We start from the raw sequence: 25,964 nt of genomic DNA on the forward strand, positions 1-25,964 counted from the left end.
ATGTTGATGTTAAAAGAACTCTTAGAGATTAAAAAAGAAATGGAACCTGTTATTCACGAAGCCAATGTAAAATTAAATATGCTAGCCCGTGAAGTCATAGTCCGAAAAAAAGAATACGAAATTTATGGCCCTATGGTAGATCGTGTTTATCTTGATAATGCCATTTATGTTAAAGTTATGTCAAGTGGACGCGATGTAAAAACAGACAATGTAGCTATAAAAAACGGTTTTTACATGGTTTTTGTCGCCCCTGAAAAGGAAAGTACAAAAGATATCAAAAACAAACTCAAAGTAGCTTATGAGGGACTTGATAACAAATTTATTGCTACGCTCATACGATCTTGCCAACGCTTTAAAGAAATCATAAATAAAACCCAAGCTACACTCGCTAAAGCTTCTAAAATGAATGTAGTAGTAAAAACGAATTTAGGTGAAGCAAGTGCTGCACTAAAATTTAACATCAATATAGAATACACTAGAGATACTCAAAAACTCACTCGCGAAAATTCAAAATCAGCAGGAAGCTTTAGAGATACTAAAACTTATATAAATCTTATAGTAGAAAAAAGCACAGATTCTCAAATTTGTGAAAAATTACTTGATGATGTTGAAAAATACTTTATCGGTGGAGGTTGATAAAATGCAACTTAAAGTTGCATTTTTTTAAAATTTATAAGCATATCCTAAATAAATACTATAGTTTGTTTGTTTAGGATCATAAAAATTTGATCCGATGCTATTTTCATAAAAATTTCTAGAATTATATCTTATTTGTTCAGCTTTAACACCTAGTTCTATTTCATTGTGTTCAGTTAGCTCATATATAGCACCTGCTTTAACTCCATAAACAAAACCATCAAATTTTTTAGATAAAGATAAACGCGAAGTTTTTAAATCAATATCTGTTCTTGCATAACCAGAATACACACCTAAAACTCCTCTTGTTTTTTCAAAAAGTTCTGGAGTAAAATCATAACCTAATAAAAATTTATTTATAGAAAAATCAGCTTCTATATTAAACTGAGGAGTTGTAATAAAATCATCAAAGTCATCAGAATTAGCATAAAGAAAATAAATTCTATGAAGTTGATTTAAACGATATCCTATTTTCAAATCTAAAACTGGAATATTTTCTATCATATCTCCATTGATCACTGAACTTTTACTCCCATTATGTTTAAGATCGCTTTTTACTTTAGTATGTAAAAAAGCTGCATCAGCACCTATAAAAAAACCAGAATTCTCATCTGCTAAAGCCAAATTTGAAAACAAAGTAGCACTTGCGACAATGCTTAATAATTTTTTATTCATAACCTAACTCCTTATATTAATAAAATTCGATCTAAAAAATTTAGATCTTTTTATATTATATATTCTTCAAAGATTAAATAAGATCTTTTTATAAAATATTTAATCTTTACATAAAAATATGTGAATATTTTACTCAAATATTATTTTGGAACAACTATATCACTACGACATTCTATTACCGTATGCACATTTCCACGCGGGTTAAAATCCCCCACAACTTTAATCCATTTTGGTTTTAATTTATCTTTTAAAGTATCATAAATTTCATTGATGCTTGCTTCATGTGAAACATTTCTATACATAAAAGTATTGATATAAAGCTTTATCGCCTTAAGCTCAACCACAAATTTATCAGGCATATACTCAAGATAAATCGTTGCAAAGTCAGGATAGCCCGAACGCGGACAACAACACATAAATTCAGGCAAAGTGATTTTAATGATATAGTCATTTTTCGCATCATTTGGCCAAATTTCCATATTTTCTACATCAAATTCTTTGATTTCTTTTTCACCATAACGCATAGATTTTCCTTAAATTTAAATTCAAGCAAAAATTATAACAAAATAAGTTTTTAAAACGATTATGATACAGATAAGAAAATGCAATTTTATTGCAACTCACCCCTAGCAAGAGTGAGTTAGCAATAAATTGAAGGCAGTTCAAGCCTAAGCCTAGTATTACAAGACTACCAAGATAGGCTTGTAAAGCAAGGCTTGCTCCCTTTAAGGGAGCAAAAAACAATATTTTATAGAATGCTAAGCTTAAATTATTGTTTAAGCTGGATCAAGGTTTGAAGCATTTGATCACTGGTTGAAATGGTTTTTGAATTTGCTTGATAACCCCTTTGGATAATGATAAGTTCTGTTAAAGAACGGCTCAAATCCACATTTGACATTTCAAGAGCTGAGGTTTTCATCTCACCACGACCCCCTGTTCCTGCTTCACCTACTACAATATTACCACTATTTGCAGTAACTTTAAAAAGGTTTCCGCCGATTTCTTCAAGGCCTGAGTTGTTTGCTACTGAAGCCATTGCGATTTTTGCTACAGCAAAAGTTTTACCATTGGTAAATTCACCTAAGATATTTCCTTTATCATCAACGCGGATAGCATCAGGTTTTAAGTTTCCTGAAGTATAACCATCAGTTGCTTGTCCTGTTAGAGTTGAAGCAGAGTTTGAGCTTACAAGGCCGTCATTGCTTCCACTTGTTCCAAAAGAAAGTTTGATTTGTTGATTTGGTGCGGCACCATTGTTTGGCGAAAAGTTTATAGTTTTTGGTGTATAACTTGCCAAAGATCCATCATTATTAAATCTTGCACTACCCACGATGATGTTCGTAGGACCTTCGCCTGTAGTGTTGATCTCTGCAGGTTCTGGCACACGGATAATCATTTGCCATTCATTACCCCCATCTTGAGTGGTGCTTTGTTTGACAAACTGCACTTCTAAAGTATGTTTTGAACCTAAAGAATCATAAATTTCAAGTCCTGCTGAAAAAGCTGAAAGTTTAAGTTGCTCGCTTTCTTTGATCGATCCACCTACTGTTAAAGGACCATCCCAAGCTTTAAAGATGGCTGTAAAAGCATCATTGGTGCTTACAGTACCTTCTTTATTAGAATAAGCCGTAATATTAAAACTCATTGTTTTTGGATTTGTTGTAGTATTATTTGTAACATTATTAATTGCATTTCCTGGAACAGTTGATGTTTCATTAGCATTAGAGATAGCAAAATGTCCGCTTGAATTTACAACTACTTTTACACTTTGATTAATATCTGCTACTGCAAAATCTCCACTCCCATCATAATCCACCCCATATCTAGCATCTCTTTGCAAAAGTTCTCTTAAATCCTCTGTAGTTCTAAAAGTCCTTGCATTTGTATTTAAAAGTCCGCCATTTACCGCATCATAGTAAGCTCCTGAAGCAGGATCAGTTGGTCTAGTTGTAGCATTATTATCATTATCAATGAAAGAAGGACCACCATCTGGATTATACATAGGACCTATATTCACAGGATTTGAACTATAGATATACTTATGTGCTGTAATAACTTCAACTCTATCTTTACCCGTTAATGTTATAGCTGTATTACCATTTGGAGTACCGGTTATATTTGTAGCTGTCCATAAAGAAGTATTATTTTTTGTTATTGCAGGATCATTTTGATTAAAAGTAAATTTTTGTTCTTGTGCACTCCATTTAGCATTCCAAAGTTCTCCCGCTGTATTAGTAGAAGCGACTACAAGATTTATATTTTTCATATTGTCTGTAGTGCCATCAGAATTTGTATTGACAAATTCTATACCACTGCCATCAGAATTTTTAACCGCTTTTACCCCAGTTCCATCTCTAGTATCAGTTGGGGCAGTAAAAGTATTGATATAAGCTATAGCTTCATCTATACTTTGAATTTCATTATTTGTAATTCTTACACCATTTAAAGTAATGTCTAAAGTTACTTTTTGATCTGCATTTCCCCAAAAAGCTGCTGTTTGATTTTGTTGTAAATTTGAATCAAAAGCACTTACACCTACTTTATTGGTTGAATATTTTGCATCTGCGTATGAAACCCAAATTCCTTGCCCATCTCTTAGATTAAGTCCTGTTCCACTAGCATTAAAAAGTGCTCCCGCATCCACACCTTTTTCTGTTACTTCTACTGAGTTTTTAGAAGTAGTATAAAACTGAGTAGTTCCTGTGTCATTTTCATCTTCGGCTCTATTAGTTTTCGTATTCCAACCATGAACAGAGTCAAGCCCGTATAAATTTGTACTAGAAGTGCCAATATTTAAACCGCTATTTAAATTTGCTTTTATAGCCACTTCGGTTGATTTTGCTGCAGGGATGTGCATACCTGGATCGATGAAAATATTTTGTGGACTTCTTGAACTATCTATGGTTTGATCATCCCAGTTGATATTCCATCCTTGAACCACAAAGCCTGCATTATTTACAAAATTTCCGTAAGCATCAAGCTTAAAGTCTCCGCTTCTTGTAAGATAGTTTGTAAGTCCGCCATCATCACTTACCATAAAAAAACCATCACCATTGATAGCAACGTCAGTGTTTTTATCTGTAGTTTGAACTGAACCTTGAGAGTGAATTCTTGTTGTAGAACTTACTGAAACGCCAAGACCGATTTGAAGTGGGTTTGATCCACCTCTTCCGTCAGTTGGTGCTGTAGCGATTTTTACTGTTTGGCTAAACATAGTTCCAAAATCTGCACGAGAGTATTTAAAACCAGTGGTATTAACATTTGAAATGTTATTACCTTCAACATCCATCGCAACTTGATGTGCTTGTAGTCCGCTTACGCCAGACCAAAGTGATCTCATCATCTTAAATCCTTTATAAAATATTGCTTTAAATTTTAACGCTTTATTTAGAAATTTTTGCGTTTATATGAGATTTATAAGCAAGTTCTGTTCCAACTTTTGAAATTTTTTATGAATTTTTTAAAAATTTATAGAAAAAATTTAAAGGTATTTTAGGAGTTTATGGAGCTTTAGGCTTTTATGTAATGAAAATTACCAAAATCATACCCTAACTCTCAAATTTGCCGCATGAGTTAAAGCCACTGCAATCGCATCTGTGATATCTAAAGGCTTGATATCTTTACTAAGTCCTAAAAGCCTTTTTACCATAAAAGCAACTTGTTCTTTGGTTGCTTTGGCTTTTCCTGTAACGGCTTTTTTCACTTGTAAGGGAGTGTATTCTGCAAAGTCTCCATGAATTTGAAGAATTTTTAAAGATAGGGCTCCGCGAAATTGTGCGAGTTTTAAAACGGTTTTTGGATTGTAAGCAAAAAAGATATCTTCTATGGCTACCTCATCAAAAGAATGGTTTTTAAAAATTAAATCCAAACCCTCACAAAGCTCTGTGATTTGATACTGTAAAGTGCTTGGCTTTATCTTTATAAGTCCTGCTTCTATGAGAATGTTTTTTCCTTTGTTGGCTTCTATGATAGCATAACCGCAATTTCTCGAACCTGGATCTATACCTAAAATTTTCAAATTCATACCTTTTGAAAAATAAAATACAAAAGCGGATTTTAACCTTTTTTTATGAAATTTAAGATAAAATTTATACATTATGCAAAATTTAAAGAGAGATTATGAATCCAAGTCAAATACTTGAAAATTTAAAAAAAGAATTAAGCGAAAACGAATACGAAAACTATCTATCAAATTTAAAATTCAACGAAAAGCAAAGCAAAGCAGATCTTTTGGTTTTTAACGCTCCAAATGAACTCATGGCTAAATTCATACAAACAAAATACGGCAAAAAAATCGCGCATTTTTATGAAGTGCAAAGCGGAAATAAAGCTATCATAAACATACAAGCACAAAGTGCTAAGCAAAGCAACAAAAGCACAAAAATCGACATAGCTCATATAAAGGCACAAAGCACGATTTTAAATCCTTCTTTTACTTTTGAAAGTTTTGTTGTGGGGGATTCTAACAAATACGCTTATGGAGCATGTAAAGCTATAACACATAAAGACAAGCTTGGAAAACTTTATAATCCTATCTTTGTTTATGGGCCTACAGGACTTGGAAAAACACATTTACTTCAAGCAGTTGGAAATGCAAGCTTAGAAATGGGAAAAAAAGTCATTTACGCTACAAGTGAAAATTTTATCAATGATTTTACTTCAAATTTAAAAAATGGCTCTTTAGATAAATTTCATGAAAAGTATAGAAACTGCGATGTTTTGCTTATAGATGATGTGCAGTTTTTAGGAAAAACCGATAAAATTCAAGAAGAATTTTTCTTTATATTTAATGAAATCAAAAATAACGATGGACAAATCATCATGACTTCAGACAATCCACCCAACATGCTAAAAGGTATAACCGAACGCTTAAAAAGTCGTTTTGCACATGGGATCATAGCTGATATAACTCCACCTCAACTAGATACAAAAATAGCCATCATAAGAAAAAAATGTGAATTTAATGATATCAATCTTTCTAATGATATCATAAACTATATCGCCACTTCTTTAGGGGATAATATAAGAGAAATCGAAGGTATCATTATAAGTTTAAATGCTTATGCAACCATACTAGGACAAGAAATCACACTCGAACTTGCCAAAAGTGTGATGAAAGATCATATCAAAGAAAAGAAAGAAAATATCACTATAGATGACATTTTATCTTTGGTATGTAAGGAATTTAACATCAAACCAAGTGATGTGAAATCCAATAAAAAAACTCAAAATATAGTCACAGCAAGACGCATTGTGATTTACCTAGCTAGGATACTTACAGCTTTGACTATGCCACAACTTGCAAATTATTTTGAAATGAAAGATCATACAGCTATTTCACATAATGTTAAAAAAATCACAGAAATGATAGAAAATGATGCTTCTTTAAAAGCAAAAATCGAAGAACTTAAAAACAAAATTCTTGTTAAAAGTCAAAGTTAAGTGAAAGGATGTGAAAAATAAATTCTAGGGTGTGAAAAAAAGAAATTAAGCAAAGTATGATAAAATACAAATTTGATTATTTTGCTTTGAAGAATTTCACAATTTCAACAAGCTTATTATTACAACGAATTTAAAATTAAAATAAACCAAGGAGAAAAAATGAAGTTAAGTATCAATAAAAATACTTTAGAATCTGCAGTGATTTTATGTAATGCTTATGTAGAAAAAAAAGATTCAAGCACCATTACTTCTCATCTTTTTTTTCATGCTGATGAAGATAAACTTCTTATTAGAGCTAGTGATTATGAAATAGGTATCAACTATAAGATAAAAAAAATCCGCGTAGAATCAAGTGGTTTTGCTACTGCAAACGCAAAAAGTATTGCAGATGTTATTAAAAGCTTAAACAATGAAGAAGTTGTTTTAGAAACCATTGATAATTTCTTATTTATAAGACAAAAAAGCACAAAATATAAACTTCCTATGTTTAACCATGAAGATTTTCCAAATTTTCCAAATACAGAAGGAAAAAACCAATTTGACATTGATTCAAGTGACTTAAGTCGTTCTCTTAAAAAGATATTACCAAGTATTGATACAAACAACCCAAAATACTCCTTAAATGGTGCATTTTTAGATATAAAAACAGATAAAATTAACTTCGTAGGAACTGATACAAAACGCCTTGCAATCTATACTTTAGAAAAAGCAAATAATCAAGAATTTAGTTTTAGTATCCCTAAAAAGGCTATCATGGAAATGCAAAAACTTTTCTATGAAAAAATAGAAATTTTTTATGATCAAAATATGCTCATCGCTAAAAATGAAAACTTTGAATTCTTTACAAAACTTATTAACGATAAATTTCCAGATTATGAAAAAGTTATACCAAAAACTTTCAAACAAGAGCTCAGCTTTTCAACTGAAGATTTTATAGATAGTCTTAAAAAAATCAGCGTTGTAACTGAAAAAATGAAACTTCATTTTAACAAAGATAAAATTATCTTTGAAGGTATAAGTTTAGACAATATGGAAGCAAAAACAGAGCTTGAAATTCAAACAGGAGTAAGTGAAGAATTTAATCTTACTATAAAAATCAAATATTTACTTGATTTCTTAACTTCTATAGAAGAAGAAAAATTCACTTTAAGTATAAATGAACCTAATTCAGCATTTATAGTCAAATCCCAAGGACTATCAATGATTATCATGCCTATGGTTTTATAATAAAACAAGTAAAAGATAAAGGAAAAATATGCAAGAAAATTACGGTGCAAGTAATATTAAAGTCCTAAAAGGCCTAGAAGCTGTTAGAAAACGCCCAGGTATGTATATAGGAGATACAAACATAGGCGGACTTCATCATATGATTTATGAAGTTGTGGATAATTCTATCGATGAAGCTATGGCAGGACATTGTGATACTATAGATGTAGAAATCACTACTGAAGGAAGCTGTATAGTTAGTGATAATGGTCGTGGTATTCCCGTTGATATGCACCCAACTGAAAATATGCCAACTTTAACTGTTGTTTTAACTGTCCTTCATGCAGGGGGAAAATTCGATAAAGATACTTACAAAGTTTCAGGCGGTTTGCACGGTGTTGGGGTTTCTGTTGTAAATGCACTTTCTAAAAAACTTGTAGCTACAGTTGAAAGAAATGGAGAAATTTATCGTCAAGAATTTTCAGAAGGTAAAGTTATCAGTGAATTTGGTGTAATAGGAAAAAGTAAAAAAACAGGAACAACTATAGAATTTTGGCCTGATGATCAAATTTTTGAAGTGACTGAATTTGATTATGAAATTTTGGCTAAAAGATTTCGTGAACTTGCATACTTAAATCCAAAAATCACTATAAATTTTAAAGATAACCGCGTAGGCAAACATGAAAGTTTTCACTTTGAAGGTGGAATTTCTCAGTTTGTTACAGACTTAAATAAAAAAGAAGCTTTAACTAAAGCAATTTTCTTTAGCGTAGATGAAGAAGATGTGAATGTTGAAGTAGCTTTGCTTTACAATGATACTTATAGTGAAAATTTACTCTCTTTTGTAAATAATATCAAAACTCCAGATGGTGGAACACACGAAGCTGGTTTTAGAATGGGCTTAACTCGTGTGATAAGTAACTATATAGAAGCAAATGCAAGTGCTAGAGAAAAGGATAATAAAATCACGGGTGAAGATGTGCGTGAAGGTTTGATCGCTGTTGTGAGTGTAAAGGTGCCTGAACCACAATTTGAAGGACAAACCAAAGGAAAACTTGGTTCAACTTATGTGCGTCCTATAGTTTCAAAAGCAAGTTTTGAGTATTTGACTAAATATTTTGAAGAAAATCCTATCGAAGCTAAAGCTATAATGAACAAAGCCTTAATGGCAGCACGCGGAAGAGAAGCAGCGAAAAAAGCTAGAGAATTAACGCGTAAAAAAGAAAGTTTAAGCGTAGGAACTTTACCAGGGAAATTAGCTGATTGTCAAAGTAAAGATCCAAGTGAAAGTGAAATTTATCTTGTGGAAGGGGATTCTGCAGGAGGTTCTGCAAAACAAGGTAGAGAAAGATCTTTCCAAGCTATACTGCCTTTGCGTGGTAAAATTTTAAATGTTGAAAAAGCAAGACTGGATAAAATTTTAAAATCTGAGCAAATTCAAAATATGATTACCGCTTTTGGCTGTGGTATAGGTGAAGATTTTGATCTTTCAAAACTTAGATATCATAAAATCATCATCATGACAGATGCGGATGTTGATGGATCTCATATACAAACCTTGCTTTTAACTTTCTTCTTCCGTTTTATGAATGAACTTGTGGCAAATGGACATATTTATCTAGCACAACCACCTTTATATCTTTATAAAAAAGCTAAAAAGCAAATTTATTTAAAAGATGAAAAAGCTTTGAGCGAATACCTGATAGAAACGGGAATAGAAGGTTTAAACTATGAAGGTATAGGAATGAATGATTTAAAAGATTATTTAAAAATCGTCGCAGCTTATCGTGCGATTTTAAAAGATCTTGAAAAGCGTTTTAATGTGATTTCTGTGATACGCTATATGATAGAAAATTCAAATTTAGTTAAAGGAAATAATGAAGAATTATTTAGTGTAATCAAACAATTTTTAGAAACACAAGGACACAATATCTTAAATCATTATATCAACGAAAATGAAATTCGAGCTTTCGTTCAAACTCAAAATGGCTTAGAAGAACTTGTGATCAATGAAGAACTTTTCACTCATCCACTATATGAAGAAGCAAGTTATATTTTTGATAAGATTAAAGATAGAGGTTTGGAATTTGATAAAGATATTTTAGAAGTTCTTGAAGATGTTGAAACCAATGCTAAAAAAGGTGCTACTATACAACGCTATAAAGGTTTAGGGGAAATGAATCCTGAGCAACTTTGGGAAACCACAATGGATCCAAGCGTAAGAAGACTTTTAAAAATCACTATTGAAGATGCACAAAGTGCAAATGATACCTTTAATCTCTTTATGGGTGATGAGGTTGAACCAAGACGCGATTATATCCAAGCACACGCTAAAGATGTAAAGCATTTAGATGTGTAAAATTTATCATTGAAGAAATCATTTCTTCAATGAGTTTTGTTTTGTAAGAGTATAGCTAGAGGAATTCTTCTTCTTGTATCGTATTTTTCTCCATAATATTTTTCAAGATAATTTAAAATTTTTTCTTCATCTTCAGGTTCTATTTCCCAAAGTCCTTCACTATCTTGCATCCATCTTATAGCTGCTAACCAAGCTTTTCTACTTGCATGCATATTGGTAATGAGATTGGATCCATGACAAGCTAAACAATTTGCTTCCACTAAAGGTGAATCAGGATCGATAATCAATCCTGTATCAGGGTTAATTTCAAGATTTTGAGCCCAACTTGCACTAAAAAACAATGCTAAGATCAATATAATTTTTTTCATACTTAAACTCCATAAACATTAACTCTATGGCATGCATTATTGATATATCCTCCTGGATTCCACTGTGCTAAAACCATAGGTTGACTGTTACCTTGACTATCGATAGCTCTTGCCCAAATTTCATAATATCCTTTTGTTGGTATTGATATTTGAGCACTCCATTTTTGCCATGCTAATCTATTTAATGGTTTTTCTACCTTTGCTTTAGTCCATGTTACGCCATAATCATTGCTTACATAAACTTCACTAACTTCAAGTTCTCCAGCCCAAGCTTTACCTCTAACTTCAAATTTTTTATTTGCTTTTATTTCAGAACCATTTTTGATATTAGTAATTACAGATCTTATAGGCATTGATTCTATGATTTTCATCTCGCCTTTATAGTTAAAATCTCCTGGTTTTACCGGATTTACAGGAACTTTATAAGAACCTTCCATTTTTTCACCATCGTGAATTTTATTTCTTACTGAAATTTTATAAAGCCATTTACCGCTTGTACTTGCAGGGTAACCACCACAAACAAGTCTAAGTGGATAGCCATTGACTAAAGGAATATCTTTGCCTTCATAAGCCCAAGCTATTAGAGTTTCATCTTGTAAAGCTTTAGAAATAGGAACTCCTCTACTAATAGGTGAAGTTTCTTCACCATTTAATTTTGTATCTATGCCATAATATCCGATATAAACCGCATCATTTTTGATGCCACAATCTTTTAAAATATCTTTTAAACGTACTCCTGTCCATCTACCGCAAGCTACTGCACCATAACCCCATTGAGTTCCTTTTGTGCTAGGTATAACTTCGGATCTACCATTTCCACCGCATTCAACTGTTAAGGCATAAGTATAGGTTTTAAATTTCTTTTTTAAATCTTCTATGGTGTAAGATTTTTTATTGATAATGCTTTCTCCATCGATTTCTAAAGTCCAACCTTTATGAAGTCTTTCCTTTATCGTTTCTAGGCTTGGTGGTAAGCCATTATTTCTAACAAAGAAATTTTCAGGTTTGGTAAAATCAGAATCAAGAGCATAAATTTCAGTTTCTGCTGTTAATGGTTTTTCGCCATGGTAGATAAGATCTTTTTTACCTTCTATTTTAAAATCATGCAATTCTTTTGCCAAAGCCTTACTTCCTAAAAAATTCTCAAAAGAAAAATTTGACAATACGCTGATACCAAGCAAACCAAATCCTATATTTTTTAAGAAATCTCTGCGATCTTCTTTTTGATTGTTTTGTTTCATTGAAATATCCTTATATTTTTATGATTTTTTTATTTTATTATAAATTTTAGGAATTTAAATAATTGATTATATTAATCTTTTTGATTAAAAAAATTAATTATTTTTATAATTTTGCATATTAAAATAAAATCATTATATGTTCGAGTTTTATTACATTTTAACTAAGTTTTTTCTACAATTAAATTTTTAAAATTATTTAAGGAATGATTTTGACTTTACTTACTAATCCTATCATTATCAGTGTTGTTTTGATGACTTTACTTTGTTTGTTTCGTTTTAATGTGCTTTTGAGTCTTTTGATCTCAGCTCTTGTTGCAGGTGTATTTTCTCATCTTGAACTCGTAGATACTATGAATATACTTATAAGCGGAATGAAAGAAAATTTAAAAACAGCTCTTAGCTATATACTCTTAGGGGCCATTGCTGCAGCGATTTCAAAGACAAATTTAACTGCATATTTGATCAAGATAGTAAGTCATTTTATATCTCATAAAAAATATTTATTGCTTTTGTCTATAGCTTTGATTTCTTGTTTTTCTCAAAATTTAATTCCTATTCATGTGGCTTTTATACCTTTGTTGATTCCACCTCTTTTAAGTCTTTTTAATAAACTTAAAATTGATCGTAGAGCGGTTGCTTGTGCTTTAACTTTTGGCCTTACTACACCTTATATGGTTTTGCCAGTAGGTTTTGGGCTTACTTTTCAAGATCTTTTAAAAGATAATTTAAATGCAAATAATGTAAGTGTATCTTTAAATGATGTTACAAATACTATGTATTTTGCTGCTATTTGTATGATAGCAGGACTTTTTCTAGCGCTTTTTGTGTTTTATCGTAAGCCAAGAGAGTATCAAGAAGTAGAAATTGCTAAAGTGGATTTAGAAAATCTTGAAATGACGCGTAAGGAATGGGGCGTTTTAGTTGGGCTTGTTTTAACTTTAATTTTGCAAATTTTGACTATGAATTTACCTTTATCAGGGCTTTTGGGTTTTGTTTTAATGGTTATTTTGGGTGGAGTTGAATTTTCAAAAGTCAATGAAGTTTTTGATGATGGGCTTAAAATGATGGGTTTTATAGCTTTTGTTATCCTTGTTGCTGCAGGATATGGAGAAGTTTTAAAAGAAAGTGGATCAGTAGTAGATCTTGTAAATTCAGTCGTTCCTTGGATGGAGCAAAGTAAATTTTTAGCAGTATTTTTCATGCTTTTAATAGGACTTATCATCACTATGGGTATAGGTACTTCTTTTGGAACTATACCTATCATAGCTACGCTTTTTTGTCCTATTTGTTTGGAACTTGGTTTTAGTACAGCACTTATTATATTTATCTTAGGGGTAGCAGGAGCTTTAGGAGATGCAGGAAGTCCAGCCAGTGAAACAACCATGGGAACTACTGTAGGATTAAATGCTGATAAACAACACGATCACATTAAAGATACTTGCATACCAACTTTTATTTTTTATAATGGCCCATTATTGATTTTAGGTAGTATTATCGCCATGTTTTTATAATTTTTGCAAATCTATTAAAATATTTTTTAATTTATTTATTTTTAAGATAAAAATTATATCGATTTTAAAAAAATATATGCTATAATCCTTATAAAGCTAACAAAATTTAAATCAGTCTTATAAGGAGAGCAAAATGGATTTAGAAAATATCCTAGAAAATAATCAAAGCATAGGTTTATATCACCCAAAGAACGAACACGATGCCTGTGGTATCGCTGCAGTTGCTAATATACGCGGTATTGCTTCTTATAAGGTTATTTGTGATGCTTTAGAAATTTTGATGAATCTTGAGCACCGAGGTGGTGCAGGAGCTGAAGAAAATTCAGGTGATGGGGCGGGGATTTTGATCCAAATTCCACATGATTTTTTTAAAACTCAAGAATTGGGTTTTGAACTTCCTAAAAAGGGTGATTATGCCGTAGCACAGATGTTTTTATCACCCAATACTGATGCAAAAGAAGAAGCAAAAGAGATATTTTTACAAGGTTTAAAGGATAAAAAACTTGAATTTTTAGGTTTTAGAGAAGTGCCTTTTAATCCTAGCGATATAGGTGCAAGTGCTTTAAAAGCTATGCCTTATTTTTTACAAGCCTTTGTGAAAAAACCAAGTAAAATAAGTGCAGGACTTGAGTTTGAAAGAGTGCTTTATAGTACGCGTCGCCTTATAGAAAAAAGAGCTATTAATGTGCCAAAATTTTATTTTTCAAGTTTTTCTTCACGCACCATAGTTTATAAAGGAATGCTTCTTTCAACTCAATTGAGCGATTTTTATCTTGATTTTAAAGATGTCAATATGAAATCAGCCATCGCTTTGGTGCATTCTCGCTTTTCGACTAATACCTTTCCAAGTTGGGAAAGAGCACATCCAAACCGCTATATGGTGCATAATGGAGAGATTAATACCATACGCGGAAATGTTGATAGCATAAGAGCTAGAGAAGGCTTGATGCAAAGTGAGTATTTTGAAAATTTAGATGAAATTTTTCCCATTATAGCTAAACCTAGCAGTGATTCTGCAATGTTTGATAATACTTTAGAATTTTTAGCTCTAAATGGTCGCACTTTAGAAGAAGCTTTTATGATGATGGTGCCAGAACCTTGGCATAAAAATGAAAATATGGAAAGCAAAAAGCGTGCTTTTTATGAATATCATTCTTTATTGATGGAGCCTTGGGATGGACCTGCTGCTATAGTTTTTACTGATGGAGTGATTATGGGGGCGAGTTTGGATAGAAATGGTTTTCGTCCTTCAAGGTATTATCTTACAAAAGATGATATGCTCATACTTTCAAGTGAAACAGGGGCTTTAAAACTTGATGAAAAAAATATCAAAGCTAAAAAACGCTTAGAACCTGGAAAACTTTTACTCGTTGATACAGCAAGAGGTAGGGTTATAGCTGATAATGAAATCAAAGAGCATTATGCTAATGCTAAGCCTTATAAAAAATGGCTTAAAAATTTAGTTGAACTTGAAAAACAAAAAAGCGGAGTTTATAAACATCAGTTTTTAAAAGAAGATGAGGTTTTAAAACTCCAAAAAGCTTTTGGTTGGAGTTATGATGAGCTTAAAATGAGTGTGGCTGCTATGGCTCAAAATGGCAAAGAAGCTATAGCAGCTATGGGTGTAGATACTCCTTTGGCTATACTTTCTAAAACTTATCAACCTTTGTATAATTATTTTAAACAACTTTTTGCACAAGTAACTAATCCTCCTCTTGATGCCATAAGAGAAGAGATCGTTACTTCTACAAGGATTTATCTAGGAAGCGAAGGCAATTTATTAAAACCCGATGAAAACAATGCAAAACGCGTAAAAATAGCCCTGCCTGTGATAAGCAATGAAGAACTTTTTGAAGTTAAGGCTTTAAATAAATTTCAAGTTAAAGAATTTTCTATACTTTATGATTATTCTAAAAAAACTTTAGAAAAGGCTTTAGATGAGCTTTGCGTTAAGATAGAAGATGAGGTTAAAAAAGGTGTTTCTATTATCATTTTAAGCGATAAAGGAGTGGATGAAAAAAACGCTTATATCCCCGCTTTGCTTGCTGTTTCTGGAGTGCATAATCATCTAGTAAGAAAAAATTTAAGAACACACACAAGTCTTATCATCGAAAGTGGTGAACCTAGAGAAATTCATCATTTTGCATGTCTTTTAGGTTATGGTGCGACTGTTATTAATCCTTATTTGGTTTATGAGAGCATACAAAAACTCATTGCCAATAAAGATTTAAATTTAAGTTATGAAAAGGCGGTAGAAAATTTCATCAAGGCAAGTTCAAGTGGTATAGTCAAAATTGCTTCTAAAATGGGGGTTTCTACCTTGCAAAGTTATAATGGCTCTGCACTTTTTGAATGTCTGGGTTTAAGCTCTAAGGTGATTGATAAATACTTCACTTCTACAACTTCACGCATTGAAGGTATGGATTTAGAAGATTTTGAAAAAGAACTCATTGCTTTACACAAACATGCTTTTAATGATACACATAAGGCTTTAGATTCTAAAGGAATTCATGGTTTTAGAAGTGCTAAAGAAGAACATTTAATCGATCCGCTTGTGATTTTTAATCTTCAGCAAGCCTGTCGCAACAAAGACTATAAAAGCTTTAAAAAATACTCGGCTTTAGTAGATGAAAAACAAGTTAATTTGCGTTCTTTGATGGAATTTGATTTTAGTGAAGCTATCAGTATAGATAAGGTTGAAAGTGTAGAAAGTATAGTTAAACGCTTTAGAACAGGGGCGATGAGTTATGGTTCTATTTCCAAAGAAGCACACGAGTGTTTAGCACAAGCTATGAATAAAATAGGTGCTAAATCAAATTCAGGTGAAGGTGGCGAGGATGAAGAACGCTATGAAATCAAAGAGGGTGTGGATAAAAACTCAGCCATTAAGCAAGTAGCAAGTGGGCGTTTTGGCGTGGATTTAAACTACTTAAGTCATGCAAAAGAAATTCAAATCAAAGTCGCTCAAGGCGCAAAACCAGGAGAAGGCGGACAATTAATGGGCTTTAAAGTCTATCCTTGGATAGCTAAGGCTAGACATTCTACTGCAGGTGTGACGCTTATTTCCCCACCTCCTCATCATGATATTTATTCTATAGAAGATTTGGCTCAACTTATTTATGACCTAAAAAATGCTAACAAAGACGCTAAAATTTCAGTAAAACTTGTAAGCGAAAATGGCATAGGAACGGTTGCTGCAGGTGTGGCTAAGGCAGGAGCGAATTTAATCCTTGTTTCAGGTTATGATGGAGGTACGGGTGCAAGTCCTAGAACCTCTATACCGCATGCAGGAATTCCTTGGGAGTTAGGTTTGGCTGAAACACATCAAACTTTGATTTTAAATAAGCTTAGAGATAGGGTAAGATTAGAAACTGATGGAAAGCTTATGAATGGGCGTGATTTAGCCATAGCGGCACTTTTAGGAGCTGAAGAATTTGGTTTTGCAACCGCGCCTTTGATTGTTTTAGGTTGTACGATGATGAGAGTTTGTCATCTAAATACCTGTCCTTTTGGTATAGCCACTCAAGATACAGAACTTAGAGATCGCTTCAAAGGCAAAGTAGATGATGTGATTAATTTTATGTATTTTATAGCTGAGGAGCTTAGAGAATACATGGCAAGGCTTGGTTTTGAACGCCTAGATGATATGATAGGTCGTGTGGATAAACTCCGCCAAAAAAGTGTGCAAGGTAAAGCAGGAAAGCTAAATTTGGATAAAATTTTAAAATCCTTGCCTACTTATAATAGAACCGCTGTGCATTTTAAAGACTATAAAGATAACAAGCTTGAAAAAACGATTGATTATAGAATTTTACTTCCGCTTTGTAAAAATGCTGTGGAGAAAAAAGAGCCTATCAAACTTTCTTTAGAAGTAGGAAATCAAAGCCGTACTTTTGCGACTATGCTTTCAAGTGAAATTTTAAAAACTTATGGAAAAGATGCTTTAGATGAGGATAGTATCCATATCAAAGCTATAGGCAATGCAGGCAATAGCTTTGGAGCGTTTTTGTTAAAGGGTATTAAACTTGAGATTATAGGCGATAGCAATGATTATTTAGGCAAGGGTTTAAGTGGTGGTAAAATCATAGCAAAAATTTCAAATGAAGCCACTTTTTCACCTGAAGAAAATATCATCGCAGGAAATGCTTGTTTATACGGAGCTACAAAAGGCGAAGTGTATTTAGATGGTATAGCAGGGGAAAGATTTTGTGTAAGAAATTCAGGAGCTTTGGCTGTGGTTTTAGGAACAGGCGTGCATGGTTGTGAATATATGACAGGTGGGCAAGTTGTAGTTCTTGGAGATGTGGGTGCGAATTTCGCTGCTGGTATGAGTGGGGGCGTTGTTTATATCTTTGGAAGACACAATGAAGCTCATGTAAATACCGAGCTTGTGGATATTAAAGATCTTAATGCTAAGGATGAAAAAGAATTAAAAGCTGTGATAGAAAAACATATCGCTTATACAGATTCTAAAAAGGCTAAAGATATCTTAGAAAAATTCGATAAAAAAGACTTTTTTAAAGTCATGCCAAGAGATTATGAAAAGATGTTAAAAATGCTTGATCTTTGTAAAAATGAAAAAGATCCAAATTTAGCAGCATTTTTGAAAATCACACAAAAATAAGGAGTAAAAAATGGGAAATGCAAGAGGTTTTTTAGACTTTAAAAGAATGGATTTTAAAAAAATTGCTCCTAAGGAAAGGGTTTTAAATTTCAAAGAATTTACTATACCTTTGGATAAAAAAGAACAAGAAATTCAAGGCGGACGATGTATGGATTGTGGTGTGGCCTTTTGTCATACGGGTGTGATGAGCGAAGGAAAAGATGTGGGCTGTCCTTTAAATAATCTCATTCCTGAATGGAACGATCTTATTTATCGTTCTTTATGGGAAGAAGCTTATGAAAGACTTGATCTTACCAATCCTTTTCCTGAATTTACCGGTCGTGTTTGCCCTGCTCCTTGTGAGGATTCTTGTGTGTGTGCGATAAATGGTGTTAGTGTGAGCATAAAAAATAATGAATTATCCATCATAGAAAATGCTTTTAAGGAAAATTTAGTAAGAGTAAATAAACCTAAGCAATACAATGGCAAAAAAATCGCTATCATAGGAAGTGGGCCTGCTGGGCTTGCTTGTGCTAATACTTTAAATTCACTAGGTTATAAAGTGAGTGTTTTTGAAAGAAGCGATAAAATAGGCGGACTTTTGATGTATGGCATCCCTGATATGAAGCTTGATAAAAGTATAGTTCAAAGACGGGTGGATTTGCTTAAAAAAAGTGGGATTGAATTTAAAGTGAATGAAAATATAGACAGCAAAGATAAGGTTTCAAAACTTCTAAAAGAATTTGATGCTTTGGTACTTTGTACAGGAGCAAGTAAGCCTATAGATCTTGATATAGAAGGTAGAAAACTAAAAGGGGTTGAATTTGCTCTTGATTTTTTAACGCAAAATACCAAAACTTTGTTAAAAACAGGCAAGGGTGCAGATACGGCCAAAGGTAAAAATGTCTTGGTTATAGGAAGCGGGGATACAAGTGTGGATTGTATCGCTGTAGCGACAAGACAAGGAGCTAAATCTATAGTGCGTTTTGAAAGAAGTCCAAAAAGACCTTTGCAAAGAGGCCAAAACAATCCTTGGCCTTTAAAAGCTGACATTTTTACTACTGATTATGGTTTAGAAGAAGCCATTGGTGTATATGGCAAAGATCCTAGGGAATATCAAAAAATGACAAAGAAATTTTTAGGAAAAACTCATGTAGAAGGTGTTGAAGCAAATGATTTAAAACGCGAGTTTAAAGAAGGCAAAGCTATAAATGTCGAAATTTCAAATTCTAAAAAAACTTATAAAGCGGATTTAGTACTTTTAGCTATGGGTTTTAGCGGGTGCGAAGAAGCTATTTCTAAAAATTTTGGAGTGAAATTAGATGAGAAAAACAACATAAGCACAGAAAATTTCCAAACCACTCATAAAAAAATCTTTGCTTGTGGAGATGCTAGAAAAGGACAATCTTTAGTTGTTTGGGCTATAAAAGATGGTATAGAATGTGCTTTGAGTTTGCATCAAAATTTAGCAAAATAATCATAAAAGTTTAAAACTTTTTCGGTGGAGTTTGCAAATTCCAAATTTAGCTATAAGTTCTTTATGAGCTTTTGTGCCGTAGGCTTTGTTTTTTTCAAATTCATAACAAGGAAAGTCTTTAGCTAAGAAATTCATCGCCCTATCTTTACTAACTTTTGCAAGTATGCTAGCTGCACTTACTTGCAAAATGCTAGCATCGGCTTTGATTTGTGTTTTTATTCCGTTTATGCCTAGGTTGGTGTTTCCATCATATAAGAAGTTATTTTCTGCTTTAAAATGCTTTTTTATAAGCTTTAAGCCTGTTTTTAAACAAGTGCTTAAGCCTAGTGCGTCGATTTGTTCTGAAGAAAAAGAAAGTATGAGATAATTTGAATTTTTGATGATGATTTCATAAAGTTCTTCGCGTTTTTTTTCGCTTAGTTTTTTAGAATCGCACAACCCATCAAGTTTTTTGTTCAGTTTACAAGCCGCCATCATCATAGGACCTGCTAAAGCACCGCGTCCTGCTTCATCAATACCGATTAAATTTATATCAAATTCGTTTAAAAGTTCTTTTGTGTCAAATAAAGTTTTCAAAATTTTTCTAAAAAGAAGGGCAAAAATGCCCTTTTATTCTACTGTGATATCATTTTTGATTTTTTCAAAAAGCTTATCACCTATGCCTTTAACTTTTTTAAGATCATCAATACTTGTAAAATTTGCTTCTTTGCGGTATTCTAAAATCGCTTTAGCCTTAGCTTCGCCAATACCATTTAAACTTTTTAATTCTTTTAGTGTTGCAGTGTTGATATTTACAGCACCAAAGAGAAAAGCCGTTAAAGCAAAAAATAAAAATAGTAATTTTTTCATTTTCTTATCCTTTTATTAAAAAATAATTATAATATTATCTTAAAAAGGATAAGAATTTCTTAACTTAACCCAAAAATTCGCGTTTAAAATACTCTTTTGGTGCTTTACATAAAGGACAGGCTGCTGGAGCTTTTTTGCCACGATGTATATGTCCACACACTTCACAAACCCATAATTCTTCTACTTCGCTATTAAAAAATTCTTCTTCTTCAAGCATTTTTTTAAGTGCTAGATATTCTCTTTCGTGTTCGATTTCTACTTTACCAATAGCTGTAAATAATCTTGCTATAGCCTTTTTACCTTCATCTTCAGCGATTTTTGCAAAATTTGGATACATAGTTGTGTGTTCATAGTTTTCACCTTCTGCAGCACTTACTAGGTTTTTAGTAGTTACTTCTAAAGGTTTGCCATCAACGATTTCATGATAAGCTTTAAATTCTGCTCTTGCATGCCATTTTTCATTTTCAGCTGCTTCTCTAAAATGTCTAGCAACCGCGTGCCAACCTTCTTCTTCAGCCACATCAGCAAACAAATCGTATTTGTTTCTTGCCATAGATTCACCTGCAAAAGCTTTCATCAAATTTACTGCAGTTAAATCTGTAGTGATACATTTCATTTCTTCACCACAACAGCTAAGCTTACCGCCACCTACATTTTGAACTTCTACTTCATTGCCACATTTTTGGCATTTATAGGTTTCATATTGTCTCATTTTGACTCCTTTTTTGATTATCAAAAAGCATTGTATTATAAAAAAATATTTTTGTCAATTAATAATTTTTATCATTTATGAAAATGTATATCAAAATAAATTTCACAAAAATTAAGCTTTGCTAAATATAATTTTAAAAAATTATTATCAGGAGTTACAATGAGAAGCGATGCGATAAAAAAAGGACATTTAAAAGCGCCTAATCGTTCTTTACTTCGTGCTTGTGGTTTGAAAGATGAAGATTTTGACAAACCTTTTATAGGTGTAGCAAATAGCTATATAGACATAATCCCAGGGCATTATTTTTTAAATGATTATGCTAAAATCATTAAAGATGAGATACGCAAAAATGGTTGTGTGCCTTTTGAGTTTAATACCATAGGTGTAGATGATGGTATAGCTATGGGGCATGAAGGTATGCTTTATTCTTTACCAAGTCGTGAAATCATCGCAAATTCTATTGAAACGGTGATGAATGCTCATCAACTTGATGCTTTAATCTGTATCCCAAACTGCGATAAAATCACTCCTGGTATGTTAATGGGAGCTTTAAGGGTTAATGTTCCAACCATTTTTGTAAGTGGTGGGCCTATGGCTTCAGGAGTAACCAAAAAAGGAGAAAAGATCAGTCTTAGCTCTGTTTTTGAAGCTGTAGGAGCTTATGAAGCCAAAAAAATTAGCGAAGAAGAATTTAAAGATATAGAATGTTCAGCCTGTCCAAGTGGTGGATCTTGCTCGGGAATGTTTACAGCAAATTCCATGAATACCTTGTGCGAAGCTATGGGTATAGCACTAGAAGGTAATGGAACCATCTTAGCCTTAAGCAAAGAAAGAGAAGAGCTTTTAAGAAAAGCAGCGCGTCGTATTTGTGAAATCGCCTTAGATGAGCGTTTTAAAATTCGCAATATCATCACTCAAAAAGCCGTGCGTAATGCCATGGTAGTAGATATGGCAATGGGTGGAAGTAGCAATACTGTTTTACACATGCTTGCCATTTCGCGTGAAGCAGGGGTGGCACTAGATATTAAAGATTTAAATTTCATCTCAAGTAAAGTTGCACACATAGCAAAAATAGCCCCATCGCTAAATAGTGTTTATATGGATGATGTCCACAAAGCAGGTGGTGTGAGTGCAGTTATGGCTGAAATTTCAAGCAGACAAGGACATATTTTAGAACTTGATGCACTGACTATCACAGGAGAAAGTCTCAAAGAACGCTTAAAAAATGCCAAAATCAAAGATGAAAATATCATTCGTAAAGTAGATAATGCTTACTCAAAAGTAGGTGGGCTTGCTATTTTGTTTGGAAATTTAGCTGAGCAAGGTTGTGTTATAAAAACCGCAGGAATAATCGGAGAAAGAAAATTTAAAGGCAAAGCTGTTTGTTTTAACTCTCAAGATGAAGCTATTAAAGGCATTATCAAAGGCAAGGTACAAAAAGGAAATGTTTGTGTAATACGCTATGAAGGTCCAAAAGGGGGTCCTGGTATGCAAGAAATGTTAAGCCCTACTTCACTTTTAATGGGTATGGGTTTGGGTGCTGATGTGGCTTTAATCACTGATGGTCGTTTTAGCGGGGCTACAAGGGGTTTAAGCGTGGGTCATATTTCCCCTGAAGCAGCTGAAGGTGGTCTTATAGGACTTTTAAAAGATGGAGATGAAATAGAAATTGATGTAGATGCTTATACCATCCATGCAAATTTAAGCGAAGAAGAAATCGCTAAACGCAAAAAAGAATTTGTATTACCTCAAAAAGAAGTGCCTTCAAGATGGCTTAGAATGTATCAAAAACTTGTCAGCAATGCTAGTAAAGGTGCAGTTTTAGATATGGAATGAAAGGAAACCTTTCATTCTTCTATTTCTTTAGTTATACGATTTCTTATATCTCTACGAACTATTTCCATACCCCACAGCCAAACAATATGGCCAAAAATTTCAGACAGGTGTTCATCAAAAGGAATTTCAGAAAGTGGTGGAACTTCTGCAATTAAAGGCATTACAATAACATGGGCAAAAAGATAAACAAAAAATCCAAAAACTGCACCTTGCCACATAGTAATACGGCGCCATTTTTCTGCTATCATACAATAAGCCACTCCAAAAACAATAGAAAAACCGACATGCACTATAAAAATTGACAAAGGCATTTGCATACCTGAAAACATATAAGTCCAATCAGTAGGCAAGCCTAGTTGTTCTAGAAAAATTTTAGGCGGAGTAACGCGTTCTAAGGCATCTACTGGCCAAAAAACATTGGGATTTCTTGGAGGAAAAGGTACTTCCCAACCCCATTTAACAATAGCTCCGAAAATACCCGCTAATATACCTATAAAAAAGGCTAAAGTATAGCGCTTTTGAAAGTATTTTTTCATAATAACTCCTTTATATTTTATACAAAATAAAATTTGAATTTATAATATTTTTATTTAAAATATATTGAAAATAGGAGTATAAAAATCTTATTTAAATTTTAAAATACTCTCTTAAACTTTCACAAATTTCAAAAAAATTCACCCCATCTATAGTAGGATTTTCTTTAAAAAACTCATGCATTCCTAAAAAACCACTTTCAAGTTCTTTAGACTTTACACCATAGCTTATACTAAGTCCTGCTTCTATATAAGCAGCAATTTTATCGCAGTATTTAAGCGCCTTACCATCTATAGCACCAAATTCATTTTCATTAAAAGAACTTAAACTTCCGCTGCAAAGTTCTATTTTAGCATTTTTATAGGTGCGATTTTCAAACTCATTTTTTACAAAATTTGACTCATCGTTTCTACCTTCTCTAATGCCTAAAATATAAGAAAACTCAGCCCTTAAACCCTCAGGTACAAAGGGTAAAATTCTTTCATTAATAAGTTTCATTTCATAATCATTTATGATATCATGAAGCCCATCAATGCCGTATTTTACAGGGCTTATAATATCACGCGTTAAAGACTCTGGTAAATCATGAAATAAAGCACAATAAAAATTATTCTCAAGTCTTTTATCGCAAGCCTTGATTTTTAGTGAGTAAAAATATCCCAAAATCGCCACCACAAGCATATGTCCTAAAACTGCAGTTTCTGGTATGCGTGGAGTTTGAGCCCAACGCTTTTGAAAGCGAAGTCTTCCGCTAAGATCAATAATTTTTGCAATTTTTTGATTTAAAGCGATTTTTCTAGCTCCTATAAGTTCATAGTAATCTTCTAATTCTTCTTCAACTTTGTTTTTAATCTCATCAATATCATTTAAAAAAGCTGAGGTTTGATAAACTATGTTAAATTCCCATCTTGTAGCAAAATACGAAGCTGCTTTTAAGATAAGTCTTTCTTTAGCATAAGCATTGCCGTTTAAATACGCTTCAAAACGCTTTAAAAACTCTCCTTCTTCTATATCTTCTATCATAGGTTCGATTTTGCTTAAAACCCAAGCATTAACTTCAGCTTTTTTTTGACGCACGATTTCATGATACACATCAGGGCGTATATCAGTTACTACCACACGACTTAAAAACTCAAAAATTCCCCCTTCTATAATCACTCTCATATCCACATCTTTTTCCATTTTAGCGATAAAATATGCAATGATGAATTTATGAGCTTGTTTGTCAAGTTCCACTAAATTTGCCATTCTTGGATAATCATTCCAACGACTGATAGAAGCGGCTTTAAAAATGTGTTCTATGAGTTTTATGTTTACCATGCTTTTGCCTTTTTTGCAATTTAAATTTAAAAATTTTCGTTAAAATTGCGAAATTATAGCAGATTTAAGGATAAAAATGAGTAAAAAAGCACTTTGTATCATAAGTGGCGGTATGGATAGTACTTTGTGTGCTTATCTAGCCAAAAAAGAAGGTTATGAAATCATCGCTTTGCATTTTGACTATGAACAACGCACTCAAGAAAAAGAAAAAGAATGCTTTAAACAAATTTGCAGGGCTTTAAAAGTAGAAAAATCTTATATTTTAGATGTGAGTTTTATCAAAGATATAGGGGGTAATGCCTTAACCGATAAAAGTATAGACATTCCTAAAAATGAGCTTTGCATAAGTGATACCCCACCTATCACCTATGTGCCTTTTCGCAATGGAATTTTCTTAAGCATAGCAGGATCTTTGGCTGAAAAGGAAAATTGTGAGAGTATTTTTATAGGGGTGGTAGAAGAAGATGGCAGTGGTTATCCTGACTGTACTGATGAGTTTATACAAAAAGCACAAGAATTTATCAATGAAGGCACGAGTAAGAATTTTAAAGTTTGTATAAAAACTCCGCTTGTTAGACTGAACAAAGCTAAAATTGTAGAACTAGCCTTAAAAGAAAATGTGCCTTTAGAACTTACTTGGTCTTGTTATGAGAGTGAAGATGAAGCTTGCGGGGAGTGTGATAGCTGTTTGCTTCGTTTAAGAGGTTTTGAAAAAGCAGGGGTTAAAGATAAGATTAAATATAAAAAATATAAAGCATTGTGAAAATGATAAAACATTATGAAAATTTAAATCAAGAACAAACCAAAGGACTTTTAGAAATTTGGGAGCAAAGTGTTAAGGCAACGCATGATTTTTTGGATGAAAAAAATTTTCAGACCATCAAAGAATATTTACAAAATGCCGATTTTAAAGATTTAAACTTTTTATTTGCTTATGAAAATGATGAATTTGTAGGATTTTTAGGGGCAGATGAAGAGTGTATTCAAATGCTTTTTGTTAAACCAGAATATTTCCGTAAAAAAATTGGTTCCAAGCTTTTGCAAAAAGCTTTAGATGATTTTAAGATCAAGAAAGTAGAAGTTAATCTTGACAATCCAAATGCTTTAAAATTTTATCAAAAATTTGGGTTTGAAAAAGTAGGAGAATACAAAGATAATTTCGGTTTTACTTTGCTCAAAATGCAAAAGCCCTAGA

Annotated in this window: 21 protein-coding genes; 10 read left to right on the top strand and 11 right to left on the bottom strand. The window is 32.6% G+C overall.

The genetic code is table 11. From position 1 onward, the window contains the following. Positions 1-6 precede the first annotated feature (6 nt). A complete protein-coding gene (locus ELQ07_RS02455; protein WP_052785408.1) occupies positions 7-636 on the top strand; it encodes a hypothetical protein in 630 nt (209 codons plus the stop codon). 27 nt (positions 637-663) lie between these two features. Here ELQ07_RS02455 and ELQ07_RS02460 read toward each other — a convergent pair whose 3' ends face one another. The 4 genes from ELQ07_RS02460 to ruvC all read right to left on the bottom strand — a co-directional run bounded on the left by ELQ07_RS02460 (position 664) and on the right by ruvC (position 5,335). Continuing rightward, positions 664-1,311 carry an outer membrane beta-barrel protein gene (locus tag ELQ07_RS02460; protein ID WP_088303441.1) on the bottom strand — a complete coding sequence of 216 codons (648 nt, stop codon included), beginning with the start codon at positions 1,309-1,311 and terminating at the stop codon, positions 664-666. Between the two features lie 140 nt (positions 1,312-1,451). Further along, positions 1,452-1,835 (bottom strand): preQ(1) synthase, encoded by a 384-nt coding sequence (gene queF / locus ELQ07_RS02465; RefSeq protein ID WP_088303442.1) that lies wholly within the window; start codon positions 1,833-1,835, stop codon positions 1,452-1,454. Positions 1,836-2,080: 245 nt separating this feature from the next. Further along, on the bottom strand, positions 2,081-4,654 hold the full coding sequence (gene flgE, locus ELQ07_RS02475; protein ID WP_088303443.1) for a flagellar hook protein FlgE: 2,574 nt from the start codon (positions 4,652-4,654) through the stop codon (positions 2,081-2,083). Between the two features lie 198 nt (positions 4,655-4,852). After that, positions 4,853-5,335 (bottom strand): crossover junction endodeoxyribonuclease RuvC, encoded by a 483-nt coding sequence (gene ruvC, locus ELQ07_RS02480; RefSeq protein WP_011050020.1) that lies wholly within the window; start codon positions 5,333-5,335, stop codon positions 4,853-4,855. A gap of 95 nt (positions 5,336-5,430) precedes the next feature. Between ruvC and dnaA the strand changes: the two genes are divergently transcribed. From dnaA to gyrB, 3 genes are all read left to right on the top strand, one after another. Then, on the top strand, positions 5,431-6,753 hold the full coding sequence (gene dnaA / locus ELQ07_RS02485; RefSeq protein WP_088303444.1) for a chromosomal replication initiator protein DnaA: 1,323 nt from the start codon (positions 5,431-5,433) through the stop codon (positions 6,751-6,753). 159 nt (positions 6,754-6,912) lie between these two features. Beyond that, the gene (dnaN, locus tag ELQ07_RS02490) at positions 6,913-7,980 is read left to right on the top strand and encodes a DNA polymerase III subunit beta (protein ID WP_134224674.1); all 1,068 of its coding nucleotides are present in this window, start codon (positions 6,913-6,915) and stop codon (positions 7,978-7,980) included. 28 nt (positions 7,981-8,008) lie between these two features. Then, the gene (gene gyrB / locus ELQ07_RS02495; RefSeq protein WP_002866804.1) at positions 8,009-10,318 is read left to right on the top strand and encodes a DNA topoisomerase (ATP-hydrolyzing) subunit B; all 2,310 of its coding nucleotides are present in this window, start codon (positions 8,009-8,011) and stop codon (positions 10,316-10,318) included. A 26-nt stretch (positions 10,319-10,344) separates the two neighbouring features. Here the strand turns inward: gyrB and ELQ07_RS02500 are convergent, their stop codons facing one another. Both ELQ07_RS02500 and ELQ07_RS02505 read right to left on the bottom strand, forming a co-directional pair. Then, positions 10,345-10,686, bottom strand: coding sequence for a monoheme cytochrome C (locus ELQ07_RS02500; RefSeq protein WP_134224675.1), 342 nt, complete (start codon positions 10,684-10,686; stop codon positions 10,345-10,347). A gap of 2 nt (positions 10,687-10,688) precedes the next feature. After that, positions 10,689-11,927: a sulfite oxidase gene (locus ELQ07_RS02505; RefSeq protein ID WP_134224676.1), complete on the bottom strand. Its 1,239-nt coding sequence runs from the start codon at positions 11,925-11,927 to the stop codon at positions 10,689-10,691. 203 nt (positions 11,928-12,130) lie between these two features. Here ELQ07_RS02505 and ELQ07_RS02510 point away from each other — a divergent pair, with 203 nt between their 5' ends. The 3 genes from ELQ07_RS02510 to ELQ07_RS02520 all read left to right on the top strand — a co-directional run bounded on the left by ELQ07_RS02510 (position 12,131) and on the right by ELQ07_RS02520 (position 19,518). Continuing rightward, positions 12,131-13,438 (top strand): Na+/H+ antiporter family protein, encoded by a 1,308-nt coding sequence (locus ELQ07_RS02510; RefSeq protein ID WP_134224677.1) that lies wholly within the window; start codon positions 12,131-12,133, stop codon positions 13,436-13,438. A gap of 133 nt (positions 13,439-13,571) precedes the next feature. Further along, entirely contained in the window at positions 13,572-18,062 is a 4,491-nt protein-coding gene (gene gltB / locus ELQ07_RS02515) for a glutamate synthase large subunit (protein WP_002877914.1), read from the top strand. 10 nt (positions 18,063-18,072) lie between these two features. Beyond that, entirely contained in the window at positions 18,073-19,518 is a 1,446-nt protein-coding gene (locus ELQ07_RS02520; protein WP_134224678.1) for a glutamate synthase subunit beta, read from the top strand. Here ELQ07_RS02520 and ELQ07_RS02525 read toward each other — a convergent pair whose 3' ends face one another. The 3 genes from ELQ07_RS02525 to ELQ07_RS02535 form a co-directional block, all read right to left on the bottom strand. Further along, the gene (locus ELQ07_RS02525; protein WP_134224679.1) at positions 19,519-20,094 is read right to left on the bottom strand and encodes a ribonuclease HII; all 576 of its coding nucleotides are present in this window, start codon (positions 20,092-20,094) and stop codon (positions 19,519-19,521) included. A 33-nt stretch (positions 20,095-20,127) separates the two neighbouring features. Next, a complete protein-coding gene (locus ELQ07_RS02530) occupies positions 20,128-20,367 on the bottom strand; it encodes a ComEA family DNA-binding protein (protein ID WP_002855574.1) in 240 nt (79 codons plus the stop codon). A 64-nt stretch (positions 20,368-20,431) separates the two neighbouring features. Then, positions 20,432-21,079, bottom strand: coding sequence for a ferritin family protein (locus ELQ07_RS02535; protein WP_002855562.1), 648 nt, complete (start codon positions 21,077-21,079; stop codon positions 20,432-20,434). Between the two features lie 159 nt (positions 21,080-21,238). Between ELQ07_RS02535 and ilvD the strand changes: the two genes are divergently transcribed. After that, positions 21,239-22,915, top strand: coding sequence for a dihydroxy-acid dehydratase (gene ilvD, locus ELQ07_RS02540; RefSeq protein WP_134224680.1), 1,677 nt, complete (start codon positions 21,239-21,241; stop codon positions 22,913-22,915). Positions 22,916-22,926: 11 nt separating this feature from the next. On the opposite strand, the gene ELQ07_RS02545 is transcribed toward ilvD, so the two are convergent. Continuing rightward, positions 22,927-23,451, bottom strand: coding sequence for a YagU family protein (locus ELQ07_RS02545; protein WP_070316619.1), 525 nt, complete (start codon positions 23,449-23,451; stop codon positions 22,927-22,929). Positions 23,452-23,542: 91 nt separating this feature from the next. Further along, entirely contained in the window at positions 23,543-24,769 is a 1,227-nt protein-coding gene (locus ELQ07_RS02550) for an HD domain-containing protein (RefSeq protein ID WP_052859121.1), read from the bottom strand. A gap of 76 nt (positions 24,770-24,845) precedes the next feature. On the opposite strand from ELQ07_RS02550, the gene queC reads away from it, so the two are divergent. Together queC and ELQ07_RS02560 are read left to right on the top strand one after the other, a co-directional pair. Then, entirely contained in the window at positions 24,846-25,532 is a 687-nt protein-coding gene (gene queC / locus ELQ07_RS02555; RefSeq protein WP_070316620.1) for a 7-cyano-7-deazaguanine synthase QueC, read from the top strand. A gap of 2 nt (positions 25,533-25,534) precedes the next feature. Next, on the top strand, positions 25,535-25,963 hold the full coding sequence (locus ELQ07_RS02560; RefSeq protein WP_002837854.1) for a GNAT family N-acetyltransferase: 429 nt from the start codon (positions 25,535-25,537) through the stop codon (positions 25,961-25,963). Position 25,964: the final 1 nt, after the last annotated feature.

The organism is Campylobacter sp. US55 (assembly GCF_004378955.1).
Lineage (GTDB): Bacteria > Campylobacterota > Campylobacteria > Campylobacterales > Campylobacteraceae > Campylobacter_D > Campylobacter_D jejuni.